Origin of the sequence: Mongoliibacter ruber (assembly GCF_003003005.1) — a bacterium.
In the GTDB taxonomy this organism is placed as follows: Bacteria; Bacteroidota; Bacteroidia; order Cytophagales; family Cyclobacteriaceae; genus Mongoliibacter; species Mongoliibacter ruber.
This window is the reverse complement of the sequence record NZ_PVTR01000016.1, coordinates 1-18858: the sequence shown is the minus strand read 5'-3', so window position 1 is coordinate 18858 and position 18858 is coordinate 1. Positions and strand designations below refer to the sequence as shown.

The window sequence follows — 18858 nt, the reverse complement described above, 5'->3', positions numbered from 1 at the left end:
TTGTCAGCTTTAACATCTACTAATTTTTATGTAAAAAAACACAAACCTTAAAAGTAGTATCTCAATAAATAGCACTGTAAATAATCCAAAAGGAGCTGCAATATATGCTGCTCCTTTTCTATTTTAAATTGCCTTATAGACAAAAATACACTAAGATTTTTATCAATTTTTTCTACACATTTCCTTAGTGCCTTCGAGCCTTAGTGGCAATTTATATATCAGATTTTTCAGTCACAGTTTCCATCCACATCACAAGAATTACCATCTTGAGATGATTCCGAAAATTGTAAGATGGGATTGCGCTGTACAAAATCCTCCCAAGCCTTTTTAATGGTCTCCACAAAAGCTTCTTTGGGTTGAGCCCCAGATATGCCAAACTTCCGATCCAAGACAAAGAATGGAACACCTCTTACACCCAATTGACGTGACTCATAAATATCTTCATCCACTTTATCTTCAAATTCATTGGAATTAAGACAAGCCAAAGCCCTTTGTTCTGCTATACCTACTTCTGCTGCAAAGCCTACCAAAGTCCTTTCGTCATCAATATTTGCTCCTTCAGTGAAATACGCTTTTAAAAGCCTTTCTTTCAGTTCTCCGCCTTTACCCAAACTTTTAGCTAACTGTAAAAGTCTGTGGGCATTCTTGGCATTGGCTACAACTGTCTGATCCATTTTGTATTCCAATCCTTCTTCCTCAGCCATGTCGACTACCTGTTTGGTAATTTCTTTGGTCTGTTCGATTGACCAACCCTTTGTTTCAGAAAGGTACTCAAGGGTACTTTTACTGGGGTCTGTGACCATATCCGGATTCAGTAAAAAACTCTTCCATTCAATCTCAATCTTGTCTGCATATTCAAAATCAGCCAAAGCAGACTCTAACCTCCTTTTGCCTATATAACAAAAAGGACACATGATATCAGACCATATTTCTATTTTCATAATCTTATTGTTTACTTTAGATGTATCAATGAAAAATCACACGACTTGGTTCAAAATATGAAGCTAAAAGAATGTCCATCCTGTGCGATGGAAATCAATAAAAAAGCGGAAGAATGTCCGATTTGCAAGTATGAGTTCCCTAAACGAAACCCAATTTACCAATGGATGGCCATATTTATGGCTCTATTATTTTTACTTATTTTCATTTTATAAAAAAAGACAGTCTTTGCTCATCAAGGCAAAAACTGTCTAGTCAAGTATTAGGTCAATTCCAAGTGGCTAAGTAGTGATTCTTTGACAGTGTCAGCTACCAAGTGATAAAATACATCTGGATTGTTGTCCACTTGCACTGCTTCCAAAGCTTTGTAATAAGCCAACCTGGAATCTAAATCTCCTTTGAGATTGGCAATAGTGTAGCCATGCTTCAAAAGGATCAGGTTCATCACAAGACGGCTACTTCTACCATTTCCATCAATAAAGGGGTGGATACTAACCAATCTTTCGTGCATTTCAGCCGCTAGAATAACAGGATGAAGGATTCTTTTTTGGGTGTCATAATGGTGAAAATAGTCTTCCATCAATTTATCCAATAGGTAGGGCTGTGGTGGCACATGCGCACTCCCAGAAATCCTCACCGGTACTGACCTGTATTTGCCGGCATTTTCTCTATCTAAACCTTTGAGGATAAGATAGTTCAACTCAGACAACACCCTGGGGCTGTAATCCAACTCATCTTTCACTAGAGCTTCCATATAAGAAATAGCCTCAGCGTGGTTGACTGCCTCTAGGTGCTCACTCATGGACTTACCACCAATTGTGATCCCTTCATTTACTACCAAATGAGTCTCCTGAAGGGTAAGGGTATTGCCCTCAATCCTATTGCTTTCAAAGGTGTATGCCACATGAAAATACTCCTTCATCTTTTGAAGCTGTAGGGTATTTAGTGGCTTTTGAGATTGCCACTCTGCCTTTAGGCGGTCAATTTCTTGTAGCTTGATTTTGATCTCTTCACTCAAACCCTGCATCACCAAAGCCTGCTTGCTACTCAGATATGCTACCCTGGATTCGGCTAGGCTTAGCACTTCGATTGCTTCATCCTCATTTTCGAGAATCCTGTAAACTTTTTCGGCAAGCCAAACTTTACGAAGATGATCAAATGAAAGGTGTAATACTTCTGACAATGCCTTCAAATTGTCTTCGGTTGGAATTCTTTGTCCTTTTTCAAATCTTGAAATCATAGCTGCATCTATACCACATTTTTGGGCGAGTTCTCTGACTACCATTTCTTGGGCATTTCTTGCTTTTTGAAGAACTTGAGCTAAGGTGTTCATTTTGTTGACTTTTTATTTGTTGACAAATTTAATCAACATTTTTGGTTTTTTTTCATTTTTAATTTTTTTTCGACAACTTTAAGAAAACTTCTTCATCATGAACAAGCGTACCTTTTTAAAAAATCTTGCCCTCAGCGGCATTGCGTCCTCTGTTTCATTCAAAGCTTTGTCTAAAACAGTAAGTGCTTACAGTCATATTTCTCCTGAATCTTTGGCTTCAAATGAAGATTTTTGGATGAAAATCAGGGAAGATTATAGATTGAAACCTGACTACATCAATCTTGAGAATGGTTATTATTGTTTTGTCCCCCAACAGACTTTAGAAAATTACATCACCCATATCAGAGAAATCAATTACCAAGGATCTTGGTATTTCAGAACAGTTCAGTGGGAAAACAAAGACAAAGTGGTAGCAAAATTAGCCCAACATTTTGGCGGCTCCACTGAGGAGGTCGCTATTACCAGAAACGCCACAGAATCATTGGACATCATCATTTCAGGTTTTCCATGGGAAAAGGGAGACGAGGCCATTTACGCGGCACAAGACTATGGAAGTATTAAAAACATGTTTGAACTGGTATCGAGACGTCATGGCACCACAAACAAAGTGGTAAATATTCCAAATCACCCTGAATCAGATGAAGAGATTGTAAAAATCTATGAAGATGCAATCACCCCTAACACCAAATTGATCATGGTTTCTCATATGATCAACGTGACAGGTCAGATCTTACCTGTCAAGAAAATTATTGATATGGCCCATTCTCATGGTGTAGAGGTGATGCTGGATGGGGCTCATTGCGTTGCACATTTTGAGTTTAAAATCGAAGAAACAGGTTGCGATTATTATGCTTGCAGCCTGCATAAGTGGTTGAGTGTGCCTTTGGGAGCTGGATTGCTGTATGTCAAAAAAGATAAAATTTCCAAAATATGGCCCTTACTGGCACCATATCAATTGGATCAAATCACGGTCAAAAACATCAGCCATATAGGAACTGAACCTGTGGCCACTACCCTAGCGATCAATGACGCCTTGGATTATTACGATATGGTGGGTGCAAAAAGGAAAGAAGAACGCTTGAGGTACTTACAGAATTATTGGACAGATCAAGTAAGAGATATTGCTGGAATCAATGTCAATACTCCAAAAGACCCTGCACGTTCATGCGGTATCGCCAATGTCGGCTTAGACAGTTTAAAGCCGATTGATATGGCCAAAGCGCTTATAGATCGATTTGGAATCTACACTGTGGGGATTGACGAAAATGGGGTTCATGGGTGTAGAATCACTCCAAATATTTATACTACACCTCGAGAGTTAGATAAGTTTGTACAAGCACTGAAGACACTTGCTTGATTTAAGGGGATTACATTCTTTTGATTTTGGTATTTGACAGAAAACATCGAGCAAATTGCTGAAAACCGTTAAATTTGGATAAAATCCTGTCATTTCTTTACCACTCAACGAATTTCTTTAGAATAAACGCAATGAATGTTTGCATTTTATTACAATCCTTACAAATATTGTATTCGTTTAGTAACAAATAGATGAACAAGGTATTCAACATAGCACCATTTACGATGAAAGCAGCTCCTGCTTTTGCTATGTCTTTTTTGTCTCCACTTAGGAGGTTTAGGAACAGCTTCAGGGCATAGTCCCTATATATTTCAAGATACCCTATGCGGGAAATCTACAATAGCTCATTTTCACATACATTTCTTCACAACCTCAACTAAGGCTCACTGCCTTGAATCAATTATTCTGATTGGAAAAAATGGAAAATTATTCCTTCATCATAAAACCAGCAACTGAAAAGCATCTTATGTATGCTGAAACCATTACTGATGAAATGGCAGAATCTGCCAAAGCTCGTGGTACTGGTATTGCAAAAAGGTCTCCTGAATACATCAAAGCCAAAATGCAGGAAGGCAAAGCCGTGATAGCCCTCACTAAAGATGGCGAATGGGCTGGTTTCTGTTATATTGAAGCATGGGGACATGGTAAATTTGTCGCAAACTCAGGTCTAATCGTAGCTCCCAAATTCAGAAAATTCGGTTTGGCTACGCAAATCAAAAATGAAATCTTCAAGCTCAGCAGAACCAAATTTCCTGATTCCAAAATATTTGGATTGACCACCGGTCCGGCTGTAATGAAAATCAATTCCGAATTGGGTTACATCCCTGTATCTTATTCAGACCTTACAGATGATGAAGAATTCTGGAAGGGCTGCAACAGTTGCATCAATGTTGAAATATTGAAAAGCAAAGTAAGGCAAAATTGCCTTTGCACAGCCATGCTTTATGATCCTCAAAAAAAAGTAAAAAAAGACGACATGGCTCTTCGAAAGGATTTCAGGAAGAATATCAAACTTTTCGAAAGGTGGACCAACCTTAAGAGATATATTCTATTGAACCTCAAAAAGACAAAGAATAAAACCTTAAACCTATTCTAGTTTGGATTTAGATCCTGCACATAAAACCAAAAAAATGAAAAAAGTAGTATTAGCATATAGCGGGGGATTGGACACCACTTTTTGTGCCCTCCATTTATCAAAAGACCTTGGCTATGAAGTTCATGCCGTACTGATCAATACAGGAGGTTTTTCCAGTGAAGAATTGTCAGAAGTGGAAAATAGAGCTACCGCTCTGGGAATTGCCTCATTTACAATTTTGGATGTCACCAATACTTATTATGATGAGGTAATAAAATACTTGGTTTATGGCAATGTGTTGAAAAATCAAACATACCCTCTTTCTGTAAGTGCAGAACGTATTTTACAAGCCAAAACTCTGGCTGAATACGCCAAGAAAATCGGAGCAAAATCTGTCGCACATGGAAGCACGGGTGCGGGAAACGATCAAGTTCGATTTGACATGATTTTTCAGACAATAGTTCCTGATATCGAAATTATCACACCAATCAGAGACCTTAAACTCAGCCGCGAGGAAGAAATAGAATACCTGAAAAAACATGGAGTTTCAATGAACTTCGAAAAAGCCAAGTATTCTATCAATAAAGGTATCTGGGGTACTTCTGTGGGAGGAAAAGAGACACTTACTTCTGATCTGACACTTCCTGAAGAAGCTTGGCCTACTCAGGTCAGTAAGAGCGAAATCGAAGAAATCACTATAGGGTTCGAGGCTGGAGAAGTTAAAAGTGTGAATGGTGAAAATTACAAAAATGCAGTAGATGCCATTCTAAAAATTCAAGAATTGGCTGCTCCATTTGGCATAGGCAGAGACATTCACGTCGGAGACACCATTATCGGCATCAAAGGACGGGTCGGATTCGAGGCAGCATCCCCTCTTATCATCATTAAGGCCCATCAATTGTTGGAAAAACACACTTTGACCAAGTGGCAGACTTTCTGGAAAAACCAAATGTCTGAATTTTACGGAAACCACTTACATGAAGGCCATTACCTTGACCCAGTGATGAGGAATCTTGAAGCTTTTTTAGAAAGTACCCAAGAGTTTGTCACCGGGACAGTAAAAGTTATTCTACAGCCTTACAGATTCCAATTGGTAGGTATCACATCTCCCCATGACCTGATGGCTTCTAAATTTGGCAGCTATGGTGAAATGAACAAAGGTTATACGGCAGAAGATGTTAAAGGCTTTACAAGAATCTTAGGAAATCAGACAGCAATATTCCATCAAGTCAACCATCATGAAGAGGATTAAAACAGCAGTAATTGGTGCTGCAGGATACACGGGGGGTGAGTTGCTCAGGTTACTGGTGCATCACCCTAACGTTGATTTGATGTACGCCCATAGCAATAGTCAAAAAGGAAAAAAAGTTACAAACAGTCACCCTGATCTTTTGGGAGATACCGAACTTGTATTTACAGATGAGGTAAGCACTGAGGGAATAGAAGCGGTCTTTTTGGGACTTCCTCATGGTCAGACGAAAGGTTTTCTTGAAAATCACAGTTTCGGTTCTGACACTGTTATCATTGATTTAAGTACTGATTTCAGAGACGAAAGCAATGGTTTTACCTATGGCTTACCTGAAATCAATAAGGCGAAAATAAAAAACGCTAAAAAAATTGCTAATCCTGGATGTTTTGCCACAGGTATTCAGCTTGCACTTGCTCCGGCAATAGCAAAAGGTTTGGTAAATGATAACGTACATGTCTCTGGGATTACCGGAAGTACAGGAGCTGGAAAAAGTCTTTCAGAAACCAGCCACTTTAGCTACAGGCTTTCCAATATGTCCGTTTACAAGCTCTTTACCCACCAACACCTTAAAGAGATCAAACAAACATTTTCACAGCTAAATAAGGATTTTAACAGTGATTTGCTATTCGTTCCTTACAGAGGGAATTTTGCCAGAGGGATCTGGATTACCGCATATTTCCCTTTTGAAGGGGAGTTGGAAGAGGCGCTAGAAATTTACAGTGAATTTTACAAAAATGATCCCTTCACACATGTATCAGAAAATGACATTGACCTCAAGCAAGTAGTCAATACCAACAAATGCTTTTTGCACATTCAAAAGGAAAACGGTCAATTGGTTATTTACTCTGCCATTGACAATCTTTTAAAAGGTGCTTCAGGACAGGCAGTGCAGAATTTCAACCTTGCTTTCGGATTGGATGAAAAGACCGGTTTGAATCTCAAAAGTATAGCCTTTTAATCCACCGCGACATGAACATATTTGATGTATATCCACTGATTGACGTCAGTCCTAAAAAAGCACTTGGAGCAAATCTGTGGGATGAAAAGGGGAATCAGTACCTTGACCTCTATGGGGGACATGCTGTGATTTCTATAGGACATAGTCACCCACATTTCAATAAAAGAATCAAAGACCAACTTGACAACCTGGCCTTTTACTCCAACTCGGTACACATCCCGATACAGAAACAGTTAGCATCTAAGTTAGGAGATTTATCCTGTCTACATGACTACCAGCTTTTTCTATGCAATTCTGGTGCAGAAGCAAACGAAAATGCACTTAAGCTTGCTTCTTTCGCTACTGGAAAATCAGGATTTATAAGTTTTTCCGGTGCTTTTCATGGTCGGACTTCCGGTGCAGTTGTCTTGACTGATAACCCCAAAATAATTGCTCCGTGCAACCAAAGGGATGATGCCTATATTTTGCCTTTTGGAGATATAGGTGCAGTAGAGGAGAAATTAAAAGAAGGCAACATTGCAGGAATTATTGTAGAAGGAATCCAAGGTGTGGGTGGTATACACGTACCAAGCCCTGAGTTTCTTCTTGAACTTTCTAAACTTTGCAAAACCTATGGTGCTAAACTGATTCTGGATGAAGTTCAGTCCGGATATGGCCGTACAGGCAGGTTTTTTGCACACCAATGGGTAGACGGCTTGGTGCCTGATATGATCACTACTGCCAAAGGAATGGGGAATGGTTTCCCCATTGGAGGTGTACTTATCCATCCTGATATCAAAGCATCTTATGGACTATTGGGCACCACATTTGGAGGAAATCATTTGGCATGTGCAGCTGGATTAGCGGTCCTCGAAGTGCTGGAAGAAGAAAAACTAATGCAGCATGCAGACAAAATGGGTAACTACTTAATGGAAGCCCTTTCCAAAATCAAAGGTATTGAAGAAATCAGAGGTAAAGGCCTCATGATAGGAATTGATCTTGACAGAGAAGCCGGACCAGTGCGTTCTGAATTAGTAAGCAAATACAGAATTTTCACAGGCAGTTCAGCTGGAAAGCACACCATTCGTTTGCTCCCTCCTTTAAATATTAAAATGAATGAACTATCTTCGTTTTTGGATAGTTTAGAGAAAATATTGAATTGAGCAATTATTCAATAACAAAACCCACCAATTCTTAATGAAGCATTTTACAAAATTTGAATCCAAATCTTTAGCAGATACATTAATAGAAAAAGCATTATTCTATAAAGCCAACCCGAGGGTAGATAAAGCACTTGGCGAAGGCAAGAGAATAGGCTGTATTTTTCTCAATCCATCATTGAGAACAAGGGCGAGCACGCAGATTGCTGCAATTAACCTTGGTATGGAGCCCATTGTCATGAATATGGACAAGGAAGGCTGGGCTTTAGAAATGAATGAAGGGGCCATCATGAACAAAGGAACTGTAGAACATGTAAAAGATGCCGCAGCTGTACTAGGTTCTTATTTTGACATCTTAGCCATAAGGGCTTTCCCAAGCCTTACCAATAAGAATGAAGATTTGGCTGATTTCACTTTCAATCAATTCGTGAAATTTTCAGGAGTGCCGGTTATCAGTTTAGAGAGTGCAATACGTCACCCTCTTCAGAGTTTAGCCGACATGATGACAATCCAAGAAAATTGGTCCAAAAAAGAAAAACCAAAAGTTGTACTCACTTGGGCACCTCATATCAAAGCAATTCCTCATGCAGTAGCCAATTCTTTTACAGAATGGACTATTGGCTGTGGCCATGATTTGACCATCACTCACCCTGCAGGCTACGAATTGGATCAAAGCTTTACCAAAGGGGCGACAATAGAACTTGACCAAAAGAAAGCATTAGAAAATGCAGACTTTGTATATGTCAAAAACTGGTCTGCATTTAATGACTATGGGAAGATCGTATCAACAGACGATTCTTGGATGTTGACTGAAAAGCACTTTATCAATGCAAATGATGCAAAAGTAATGCACTGCCTCCCGGTAAGAAGAAACGTTGAACTGTCAGATGAAATCCTAGATAGCAAAAGAAGCTTGGTCCAAGAACAGGCAAAAAACAGAATATATGCTGCTCAATCTGTAATATCACACATTTTGAGTTGAAAAACATAAAACTCCTGAATCTCAAATCAGAAAACCAACCTACCATGAATGTAAGTATTATAAAAATAGGAGGTAATGTCATTGATTTCCCAGAAAAACTCGATGAATTTTTAGAACTGTTTGCCCAATTTCCCGGCAAAAAAATACTCGTACATGGAGGTGGAGTAATGGCTTCCAAATTTGGTGAGAGTATGGGTGTGATGCCACAGATGATTGATGGACGAAGGATAACAGACAAAGATACCTTGGAGATAGTCACAATGGTATATGCTGGATTGATCAACAAACAAATCGTCGCCAAATTACAGGGACTTGATCAAAATGCCCTTGGTATGACCGGTGCAGATGCGAATTTGATTCAATCTAGAAAAAGACCTGTCAAATCAATTGACTATGGCTATGTGGGAGATATAGAAAATGTCAATATCGATTTTTTGCAAAACCTACTTGATGAAGATATTGTCCCAGTAGTATGTGCAATTACGCATGATAAAAAGGGCCAATTACTCAATACCAACGCTGACAGCATTGCTTCTGAAATAGCGACTTCTTTATCCAAGAAAATGACAGTAAACCTCTATTTTTGTTTCAATAAAGCAGGTGTATTGATTGACGAAAAAAACGACTCTTCTATCATTCCACTGATCAATGAGGATATTTACGCCGAGCTAAAAAAGGAAAACGTAATTCATTCTGGCATGATCCCCAAATTAGACAATGCTTTTGCAGCGCTAAACAAAGGAGTCAACCATGTATGGATAGGTAAAGCAGAGAATCTCCTTTTTGCTGCAAAAGGTAAGGTATCTGGCACAAACATCGAGACACACAAGTACGACCTTTATTGAGTAACAAAAAGATCTAAGGCCAGTAATGGAAAACCACAGTGAGGAATTACAACACCTCTTTAATCAATCCCAGGATTTACTAAGTAGACTGATTTCAACCCCCTCTTTTAGCAAGGGAGAGGAAGAAACAGCTGATTTGATAGAAGATTTTCTCTCCTCCAAGGGAATTGAGTTCAGTAGAAATGGGAATAATGTATGGGCCTATCCGAAGGAATTTAATCCTGACAAACCCTCAATATTGCTTAATTCACACCATGATACCGTAAAACCGAATGAGGGTTACACCAAAGATCCTTTTACGCCTATCATTGAAGATGGTAAACTTTACGGTCTTGGTTCCAATGATGCTGGTGGCTGTCTTGTAAGTCTTATAGCTACTTTCATTCATTTTTATAGCAAAGCCCTACCCTTCAATTTGATCTTGGCAGCTTCCGCAGAAGAAGAGATTTCAGGGAAAAATGGCATTGAAAGTATTTTGGAAGAACTCCCTGAATTTGAGCTGGCCATAGTAGGCGAACCTACTTTGATGCAAATGGCCGTTGCCGAAAAAGGGCTGATGGTCATAGATGCAAAAGTCAGGGGAAAAGCGGGACATGCTGCCAGAGAAGAAGGTGAAAACGCACTTTACCTGGCGCTAGATGACTTACTGAAAATCAGAGAGTTCCAATTTAAAAAAGTATCTCCTTTTCTAGGAAAAAGCAAAGTATCGGCCACTGTTATTCAATCTGGAACTCAGCACAATGTAGTGCCTGATCTTTGTCATTTCACTCTAGATGTAAGAGTTACCGATAGTTATACATTGGAAGAAGCACTGCACGAACTGAGTGAAACATTACAGGCAGAACTGACACCGAGATCACTTCGACTCAACTCTTCAAAAGTTCCTGAAGGCCACAAAATCCTGAAGGTGGCGGAAAAACTCCAAATCAGTCAATATGGAAGCCCCACCCTTTCCGATCAGGCATTGATCCCATACCCTTCTGTTAAAATTGGGCCGGGTGATTCAGCAAGGTCCCATACAGCTGATGAGTTTATCTATTTGAAAGAAATCAAAGAAGGTATTCTTGGCTACATCCAATTGATCAACACATACGCACAACTTTAAATTTACCATTTCCCCTAAGCATAGAAATACATGAAACTTTGGCAAAAAGATAAAGGATCACTTAAAGAGGTAGAAAGATTTACAATTGGAAGAGATCCTGAGTTTGACATTATTCTGGCCCCCTTCGACGTTTTGGGCTCCATGGCACATGCCACAATGCTCAAGGAAATCGGTTTATTGACAGAAGACGAGCTTCAACTTCTTCTCAAAGGACTTCGCGAAATCTACTATGAAATCGAGAAAGGAGAATTCACAATAGCTGAAGGTGTGGAAGATGTGCATTCCCAGGTGGAGTTCTTGTTGACAGAAAGGTATGGAGAGGTCGGTAAAAAACTTCACAGCGGCCGTTCAAGAAATGATCAAGTATTGGTGGATCTAAAGTTGTATTACAGATCGGCTATAAGAGATCTCGTAGAGGCTTCTCAGGAGCTTTTTGACTTACTTATCGAACTATCCGAAAAACACAAACATGACCTAATGCCAGGCTATACACATACCCAACTGGCGATGCCTTCCTCTTTTGGACTTTGGTTTGGATCATTTGCAGAAAGTTTGGCTGAAGACATGGAGTTGTTGAAGGCTGCTTATAAACTGACCAATAAAAACCCCCTTGGTTCAGCCGCAGGTTACGGGTCCTCCTTCCCTTTAAACAGGACGCTGACTACAGAATTATTGGGATTTGAAGACTTGCACCACAATGTCATTAATGCTCAGAACAGTAGGGGTAAAACTGAAAAGTTCTTAGCATTTGCCATTTCAGGACTTGCTGGCACTTTGAATAAATTGTCTGCTGACACTTGTGTCTTTATGAACCAGCATTTTGGCTTTATTTCATTTCCTGATGAATTGACCACAGGTAGCAGTATCATGCCCCACAAAAAAAACCCAGACGTATTTGAATTGATCAGGGCCAAAACCAATCAATTACAGGGAGTTCCACAAGAAATCACCCTACTATTGACCAATCTTACTACTGGTTATCACAGGGATTTACAATTGCTCAAGGAGTCCATTTTCCCAGGAATAGCATCATTGCTGGATTGCTTGGATATGAGTGTTTTTATGCTCAAAGAAGTGAGGGTAAAAGAAAACATTCTCCAAGATCCATTCTATAAACACTTATTCTCTGTTGAAGTAGTCAATGACTTGGTCTTGCAAGGGATTCCTTTTAGAGATGCGTATAAGAAAGTCGGCTTAGATATTGAAAAAGACAACTTCACTCCTGACCAGTCTACAGTCAAGCATACCCATGAAGGAAGTATCGGTAATCTCTGTACTAATGAAATAAAAGCAAAAATGGAAAAAGCTGTTCAAGACTTTGATTTTGACAACACTACCGCAAAGCTGATTAAGCTGATTCAGGGTTAGACTTTGTTCATGACTTTTCCAAAGTTTGAAACGCTGCAAAAGTTTAAAGTAGGCATTAATATCCCAATTGGAATTCTAAATGGAGTTCTTCATTTACTGAAATCAATCCCCCGAATTTTTTGGGGGCACTGAGGTTTAATTCTTCAAAGCTCAAAACCATATCAGCGGACAAGCCATTTGGTATGCTTTGAAGTTTTAAATCCTTATAGTGAAGTTTTTTACCTACTATCTCCACATTCATATCGCAGGTATAATATCCATGCTTAGATTTGAGATTTTTGACCTTAACCAAAGCTGTGGGGAACTCCTCTGATTTGATGGTTTTTTTAAAATCTTTGTTCAGCAGAAAATTGCCACAAGAAAAATCATTAACAGGAACTGTAAAAACCAGCTCTTTAACTTTTGTATTGTAGTCAAAAAAAAGCGTGTCCCTTAGGCCATTTCTGCTATAGTCACAGCTAAATCCTCCTAAAGAAGTTTGACCCGTTACCGTGATCATTTTCTTGGTGATAACAACCTCCCTTTCTTCAAAGAGGGGATTTAGCATTAACAATATCAGGACCAAAAGGACACGCATGATTGTTTCAGTTTTTAGATTAGAAGCCTATCACACCTTCTATCATCAGGCCGTTGAATCTACCGCCATTTCTGATGTCAGACGCTGCAAAGCCATTGTAGTTTTGGTTTACATACTCCAATTTAGCCAGGATGTTTTTGGTTACAAACCAGCCACCGCCAACTTGAACTCTATCCATATCTACTTCAAGACCTGAACCAAATAGGGTACCGCTAACTTTGTTATATCTACCGGCAACATAGAATTTCTCATAAGTTCCGAACCTGTAGACCAAGTCTGTACCGATTTGAGTCCATGTTCTTTCTGTAGCTTCATTTCTTGCAGCACCTTTAGATTGCTCAAAGTTACCGAAGAATTCCAATCCTTTGTATTTGATGAATGGGTTGAATACAAACGCAGTGATATTGTCTGTTTGATTTGGGTTGAATCTACCTGAGGTAAAGTTACCAGCTGTAGTTGCGAGTGTATTTTCCATTACTAAGTAATACCTAGATCCTGCTCTATCACCACCCCAAAGTGTATTTCTCTGAGAACCTGAAGTAGTATACACACTACCGGTTAATCTTACTCTCAAATCGTCGTTTAGGTATTTGTCATAACCAAACTTTCCTATGAAACTTGCTTTTCTGTTATCTGGGTTAGTGACACCACCTTGGATTTCTCCTCCTGTGATAGCAGCCATTGCCAACCATCCATTGTTTTGGAAGAATAACTCACCACCTACTTCAGTTGTAAAAGCATCCATGATATAGTTGCCTATGAATGGATTGTACATTGCATTACCATTATCTGATCTTCTGTAGTGAGCATCACCATAGTTGATTTCCATGTGCCCTACTCTCAATGTCAAGTATTTGTTGAACCAATCAATGTCGCCAAGACCAAGGAAATTCAATTTATCCACTTGAATAAATCCGCCTTTTACCCAAGATTCAGGATGGTGTCTTGAAGAAAGATAAGTTACCAAGTTCAACCTCACACCGTCAGCCAAAGCTACATCAATGTTCAAGTTGGCAGTTGCAAGATTGCTACCGAAACCAATATCAACCAATTGATTGAGGTTAACATTATTGTCGTTTATGTTAGCAGATGCTGTATTTGAGTGACGGAGATTTTGGAATTGTTGTGCAAAATGTCCCCCTACTCTCACTCTCATGCCATCAAAGGCAGTTGTATCTTCTTTTCCGGTCTCGAAAATATTCAGACCTCTTTGGTCATATGGTCTCCAAAATTGCATGTCTCTTTGGATACCTTGCCCGATGGCGGATATTGCAAATCCTACCAGGGCGATAAGGGCAAATGTGAACTTTCTCATGATTTCTATAGATTGATGTTATTGTTTTTGAAATGTTGATTTGAATGAAATAGTAATATCATCGGCAGTTTTGACCGTGCCCAGCAAAGCTGTTGGTGGGTCAATTGAAAAGGCAGTCAATTTTGTTTCATGCTTTCCTTCAAAAGTGAAAGAATTGCCTGATTGGCTAACTTTGACAGGAAATGATGCAGATTTTGTGACTCCAGCTATGGTGAAGTCTCCTTTCGCAGTGTAATTGGTTCCGCTACCTGTAAGCTCCTTCAAGCTGAATTTGATTTCTGGATGCTTTTTGGTGTCCAATGCTTTATATGCATTGTTATCCAAACCTCTTGTACCGCTCTTTAGGGTTTCAGCTTTCATGCTGACTGTAAGGTTTTGAATACTTTTGAGCTGATTGCCTTCAACCACAAACATCCCCTCCCCCTTTGCTTCATTGGATGTCATATCCCAGTCATGCAAGGTGGATCCGCCTTGTATAGTCAAGGTAGGAGAAGATGTCAATATATATTTGCTTTGGGCAATTACCGGGTGAATCAGCAGCATAAAAACGAAAGCTGCCATTATCGAAATTTGGGTGATGTTAAATTGCTTCATGGTGATTTATGTTTGATTTGATGATTCAAAATTGCAACTATATCCCTCCCCAAAACATGATCAAAATCATATATAACCATGACTCTAAACACAAACCAAATTTTACGTTAAAACCCAAAATAACAAAATAAAAAAATCCTCAACATCAGTTGAGGATTTGGTCAATTAGTGATATTTCAAAATATTCTATTTAAATATCTTTTCAAGTATTTTATAAGTTATCAAATATGTTGGTTTCACACCATCCATCCCAAGTGCTCCAGATGCCAAAGTACTTCCAGTTTCAAGTGGATTATCTGAGGCATAGTAAGCATAAAGGACTTTCACATTCTTCCGAATACTCTGACGAATAAGACTTTCTGATTGAATTGCCTTTTGGTAATGTGCACCTTCCATCTCCAATCCGATTGCCTGCCAAGAGGATTCCATCAAGTACTTCAACACATCTTTATTTTGGAGGCTTGTGCCTAGGACAGTAAACATGGTTCCCTGACATACTCCTAAATCAAACCCTTCAAAATCTTTCTTGGTCAATTCATTCTTGAAGGGGTAATTATCCGCAGTACCTTCAAAAACATGGCTGTCAGGAATCATGATATCACCTTTCTTCCCGGTAAGGATTCCTGCTTTACCCATAATGGAACAAGAGACAACATCAAGAGGATATATTTTCCCATCCGCTCCTTCATATGGTTTCAATAATTCATCAAAACACTCATAAGCTTGTTCTCCAAATGCGTAGTCCATCACAAGTATCACAGGCTTCTTTTTCTCGTCCTTTGGAATACTGACTCCTTCCAGAATCGTTTCCTCCGACATACCAGCTGTATCTATCAACTGAACATGAATATTAGTACCTGATTCATCATTGACTTCAATAAACCCATTGGCCTTCGCATAGGCCAGTATTTCTTTGGCCTTATTGTTTTTGGCATTGATGCTGATGTCCATTGCCACTTTCTCAATTTCTTCGAAATTTTTTAGGCCTAATGCCTGATGGCCATAAATTGTATTGACAAAACTGTGAAGATTGGCTGATACAATATGAATTGGCCTACCTATAAGTTTGTGCTGGAAAAGAACGGCTTTGATTTTATTGGCCCACATCTCTCCATATACATGGTGTCCTACTCTCATCCTTAAAGTAGCCGAAAAAGAAATCTCTCTGTCTTTTCCTTCTGTCCCTTCATTCATGGCAAGATTTCCCAGGTGATATACGATCCTGAACAGGCTATTTGCATGCGGAGATGCTTCAAATTTCATTACTGCATCATGTGTTTCATCAAAAGTCCTTCCGATGACATGACTTAAGTAAGAACATGCCACCTCTCTATCAAACTCTTCCCCATTTTCTTCTTTCTCCACTATTTTTCCCAACATTTCCCAGTTGAGACCTATTCTCCCTTTTGCATCAGCACCATTCTTTTTGATTTTCTCAGATTCCACATATAAAAATGTCAGGTGAGTCAAAATATCATAAATATCTGATCTGCCACGAGTCATTTCTACATACATCTGATCTTGGTCTACTCTATAGCAGCTTCTTCTTCTTTTTGCAGGAATGATGGGTTGAAAAGTGGAATTTTCATAGCCTTCCCTACTTATCAAGCGGATATATCGACACTCTTCTATACCCCTGGGCAGTCGCTCCATTACATAAAGCAAGCCTTCAAGTTCTATTTTTTCATCCTGTGCCAATAATCCGTAGATCTCTGGACTTAACACCAAAAGTGACTCCACCAGCGACTCTCCCGAAACTCCCATAGGCTTATAAGAACCTCTCATAAAGAGATGCCTCATTGTTATGTAAAGTTTCTCGATCGCAGCTCTGGACTCCTGTGCTCTAGTTCTGTTCATAATTTTTAAAATTTTTGTATTAGATAAATTCAGCAAATATACTAAATAAATACCAAATAATATTTGGATTTCAATTTGAATTTATCTTCCCCGGCAAATATTAAATATACCTTTCTTGTAAAATACTCAGGTGGTGCAGTGTATGGCCCGCAATAATATAGATCAAACCACGTACAGAAACTGCTGTTTCATTGGCATTGCCTATAGATTGATAAGCGGAATCAGGGAAATTTTTACACATAGCAACAATAGCATACCGGGTCATCTCAAACTCTTCCAACAACCTAGTCATAGAAATATCATTGAACTTTCCTTTGGCTACGTATTCATCCTGATCAAAACCGGGCAAGGACTGAGCTTCTCCCCGAGCAATACACATCGCCCTATATGCCATCACTCTGTCAGTATCTGAAATGTGTCCTAAGACTTCCTTGGCAGACCACTTCCCGGCTGCATAGGCTTGGTTACTTTTCTCCTCTCCCATCTTTTCATAGAAAAACCTTACACTTTCGATTTGATCCATGAGTACTTTGAAAATATCCTCACTTTTGACTTGATCAATATACTTCTTGTAATAAGGTGCAAATTCTCCTTCTTGAGGAATCATTTTTTCGCTCATGTAATAATAGTTTTAAACCGATATATCTACAGGTAAATTTAAAAGATTCACCATAGTATAAAGTTAAAAATGAAAAGAATTTTACTCTTAATTACCCTATTGAGCTTTCAATACCTGGACGCTCAAACCCTGATCCACCGGGATGCTTTAATTGAAGAAATGGTCTCAGAAGTCTCCGCGGACAACTTGGAGCAATATGTGAGACAGTTAGCTGCATTCCAAACGCGCCACACCTTGTCGGCAGACGCTGAGGATAAAGGAATCTTGGCTTCGCAAAAATATGTTCTGAGCCTTTTTAAGTCATATGAGGCAGAAGCTGGAGGGCGACTAAGTTCAGAAATAGACCGATTTACAATTGAGGCAGATGGACGCAGAATACCGAGCGATTCTGAATTAGGAAATATCATGGCAACTCTGAAAGGTACTGATCCGAATGACGATAGGATTTTTCTTGTTTCTGCGCATATTGATAGCCGCCCATTGGATGTGATGAATACTGAAATAGATGCCCCAGGTGCCAATGATGATGGGTCAGGAGTTGCTGCAGTCATCGAGTTGGCGAGGATAATGTCAAAGCGGTCCTTTCCTGCAACTATCATTTTTGTAATTGTATCAGGTGAAGAGCAGGGACTTAAAGGTGCAGCTTATTTGGCTGAAAAAGCAAAAAAAGAAGAATGGAACCTGGTAGCCATGTTGAACAATGATATGCTTGGCAATAGCAATTCATCCCAAACCAATATCAATGACAATACCAGAGTCCGTATTTTTTCTGAAGGCATACCAATGGCTGAAACAGAACAAATGGCAGCCATAAGAAGGTATACCAATGCTGAAAATGATTCGAAATCAAGACAACTTGCCCGGTATATGAAAGAGTTGGGAGAAAGATATGTGGACCAGTTAGAGGTAAAACTTATTTACAGAAATGACAGGTACCTACGTGGTGGTGATCATACACCATTTGCTAGAGAGGGTTTTACAGCTATCCGTGTCACGGAAATGAATGAAAACTATTTTTACCAACATGAAAACGTCAGGATTGAAGATGGCCAACAATATGGAGATCTCCCTGAATTTGTCGATTTTGAATATATCAGAAAAAATACAGCCTTAAACTTAGCCTCTTTGGCCTCTTTGGCTTCAGCACCATCAGAACCTCAAATGGTAGGCATTGACGTAAGAAGACTAAGCAACACGAGTACATTGAGATGGGATGCACCAAAGACTGGCAAGGCAAAAGGCTACTATGTCTTAATGAGGGAAACTGATGCCTCCATGTGGCAGAAAAAATTCTACACTGAAGAAATGGAATTGACAATACCTTACTCAAAAGACAATTACTTCTTTGCAGTGCAGGCAGTAGGCGAAGGAGGTCATGAAAGTATGGCTGTATTTCCACAACCTATTACACGATAATATTACCACCTCGATTGCAAAATAAAAGCAGGCTTAAAAAACCTGCTTTTTTTATTTGTCTATTTTGTAAATACTTTTCCTCAACCCATTCTGAATTCACAAATTGAAACAGTCTGGAAATTATCGGCTG

At 39.2% G+C, this 18858-nt stretch carries 17 protein-coding genes; 10 read left to right on the top strand and 7 right to left on the bottom strand.

The features are described 5' to 3' along the window. Nucleotides 1-227 precede the first annotated feature (227 nt). Both CLW00_RS19190 and CLW00_RS19185 read right to left on the bottom strand, forming a co-directional pair. The gene (locus CLW00_RS19190) at nucleotides 228-941 is read right to left on the bottom strand and encodes a DsbA family oxidoreductase (protein WP_106135331.1); all 714 of its coding nucleotides are present in this window, start codon (nucleotides 939-941) and stop codon (nucleotides 228-230) included. 260 nt (nucleotides 942-1201) lie between these two features. Beyond that, nucleotides 1202-2272 carry a Fic family protein gene (locus tag CLW00_RS19185; RefSeq protein ID WP_106135330.1) on the bottom strand — a complete coding sequence of 357 codons (1071 nt, stop codon included), beginning with the start codon at nucleotides 2270-2272 and terminating at the stop codon, nucleotides 1202-1204. 97 nt (nucleotides 2273-2369) lie between these two features. Here CLW00_RS19185 and CLW00_RS19180 point away from each other — a divergent pair, with 97 nt between their 5' ends. The 9 genes from CLW00_RS19180 (at nucleotide 2370) to argH (ending at nucleotide 12350) form a co-directional block, all read left to right on the top strand. After that, on the top strand, nucleotides 2370-3629 hold the full coding sequence (locus CLW00_RS19180; protein WP_106135329.1) for an aminotransferase class V-fold PLP-dependent enzyme: 1260 nt from the start codon (nucleotides 2370-2372) through the stop codon (nucleotides 3627-3629). A gap of 418 nt (nucleotides 3630-4047) precedes the next feature. Next, nucleotides 4048-4725, top strand: a complete 678-nt coding sequence (locus tag CLW00_RS19175) for a GNAT family N-acetyltransferase (protein ID WP_106135328.1) — start codon at nucleotides 4048-4050, stop codon at nucleotides 4723-4725. 34 nt (nucleotides 4726-4759) lie between these two features. Further along, a complete protein-coding gene (argG, locus tag CLW00_RS19170; RefSeq protein WP_106135374.1) occupies nucleotides 4760-5956 on the top strand; it encodes an argininosuccinate synthase in 1197 nt (398 codons plus the stop codon). Next, entirely contained in the window at nucleotides 5943-6911 is a 969-nt protein-coding gene (gene argC, locus CLW00_RS19165) for an N-acetyl-gamma-glutamyl-phosphate reductase (RefSeq protein ID WP_106135327.1), read from the top strand. The genes argG and argC overlap by 14 nt, the downstream gene beginning before the upstream one ends. Before the next feature lie 11 nt (nucleotides 6912-6922). After that, nucleotides 6923-8053 (top strand): aspartate aminotransferase family protein, encoded by a 1131-nt coding sequence (locus CLW00_RS19160; protein ID WP_106135326.1) that lies wholly within the window; start codon nucleotides 6923-6925, stop codon nucleotides 8051-8053. A 34-nt stretch (nucleotides 8054-8087) separates the two neighbouring features. Continuing rightward, nucleotides 8088-9032, top strand: a complete 945-nt coding sequence (locus tag CLW00_RS19155; protein ID WP_106135325.1) for a Rossmann-fold NAD(P)-binding domain-containing protein — start codon at nucleotides 8088-8090, stop codon at nucleotides 9030-9032. 44 nt (nucleotides 9033-9076) lie between these two features. Further along, nucleotides 9077-9877 (top strand): acetylglutamate kinase, encoded by an 801-nt coding sequence (argB, locus tag CLW00_RS19150; protein WP_106135373.1) that lies wholly within the window; start codon nucleotides 9077-9079, stop codon nucleotides 9875-9877. 25 nt (nucleotides 9878-9902) lie between these two features. After that, nucleotides 9903-10982, top strand: coding sequence for a M20 family metallo-hydrolase (locus CLW00_RS19145; protein WP_106135324.1), 1080 nt, complete (start codon nucleotides 9903-9905; stop codon nucleotides 10980-10982). 30 nt (nucleotides 10983-11012) lie between these two features. After that, nucleotides 11013-12350, top strand: coding sequence for an argininosuccinate lyase (argH, locus tag CLW00_RS19140; RefSeq protein ID WP_106135323.1), 1338 nt, complete (start codon nucleotides 11013-11015; stop codon nucleotides 12348-12350). Nucleotides 12351-12405: 55 nt separating this feature from the next. On the opposite strand, the gene CLW00_RS19135 is transcribed toward argH, so the two are convergent. From CLW00_RS19135 to CLW00_RS19115, 5 genes are all read right to left on the bottom strand, one after another. Further along, nucleotides 12406-12927: a hypothetical protein gene (locus CLW00_RS19135; protein ID WP_106135322.1), complete on the bottom strand. Its 522-nt coding sequence runs from the start codon at nucleotides 12925-12927 to the stop codon at nucleotides 12406-12408. 19 nt (nucleotides 12928-12946) lie between these two features. After that, on the bottom strand, nucleotides 12947-14242 hold the full coding sequence (locus tag CLW00_RS19130; protein ID WP_106135321.1) for a hypothetical protein: 1296 nt from the start codon (nucleotides 14240-14242) through the stop codon (nucleotides 12947-12949). 18 nt (nucleotides 14243-14260) lie between these two features. Continuing rightward, the gene (locus tag CLW00_RS19125; protein ID WP_245917400.1) at nucleotides 14261-14836 is read right to left on the bottom strand and encodes a YceI family protein; all 576 of its coding nucleotides are present in this window, start codon (nucleotides 14834-14836) and stop codon (nucleotides 14261-14263) included. 186 nt (nucleotides 14837-15022) lie between these two features. Next, a complete protein-coding gene (locus CLW00_RS19120) occupies nucleotides 15023-16693 on the bottom strand; it encodes a DUF6909 family protein (protein WP_106135320.1) in 1671 nt (556 codons plus the stop codon). Between the two features lie 100 nt (nucleotides 16694-16793). Continuing rightward, nucleotides 16794-17312 (bottom strand): DinB family protein, encoded by a 519-nt coding sequence (locus CLW00_RS19115; protein ID WP_106135319.1) that lies wholly within the window; start codon nucleotides 17310-17312, stop codon nucleotides 16794-16796. Nucleotides 17313-17381: 69 nt separating this feature from the next. Between CLW00_RS19115 and CLW00_RS19110 the strand changes: the two genes are divergently transcribed. Further along, complete coding sequence (locus tag CLW00_RS19110) at nucleotides 17382-18728, top strand: M28 family metallopeptidase (protein ID WP_106135318.1); 1347 nt, start codon at nucleotides 17382-17384, stop codon at nucleotides 18726-18728. The last annotated feature ends 130 nt before the right edge of the window (nucleotides 18729-18858 follow it).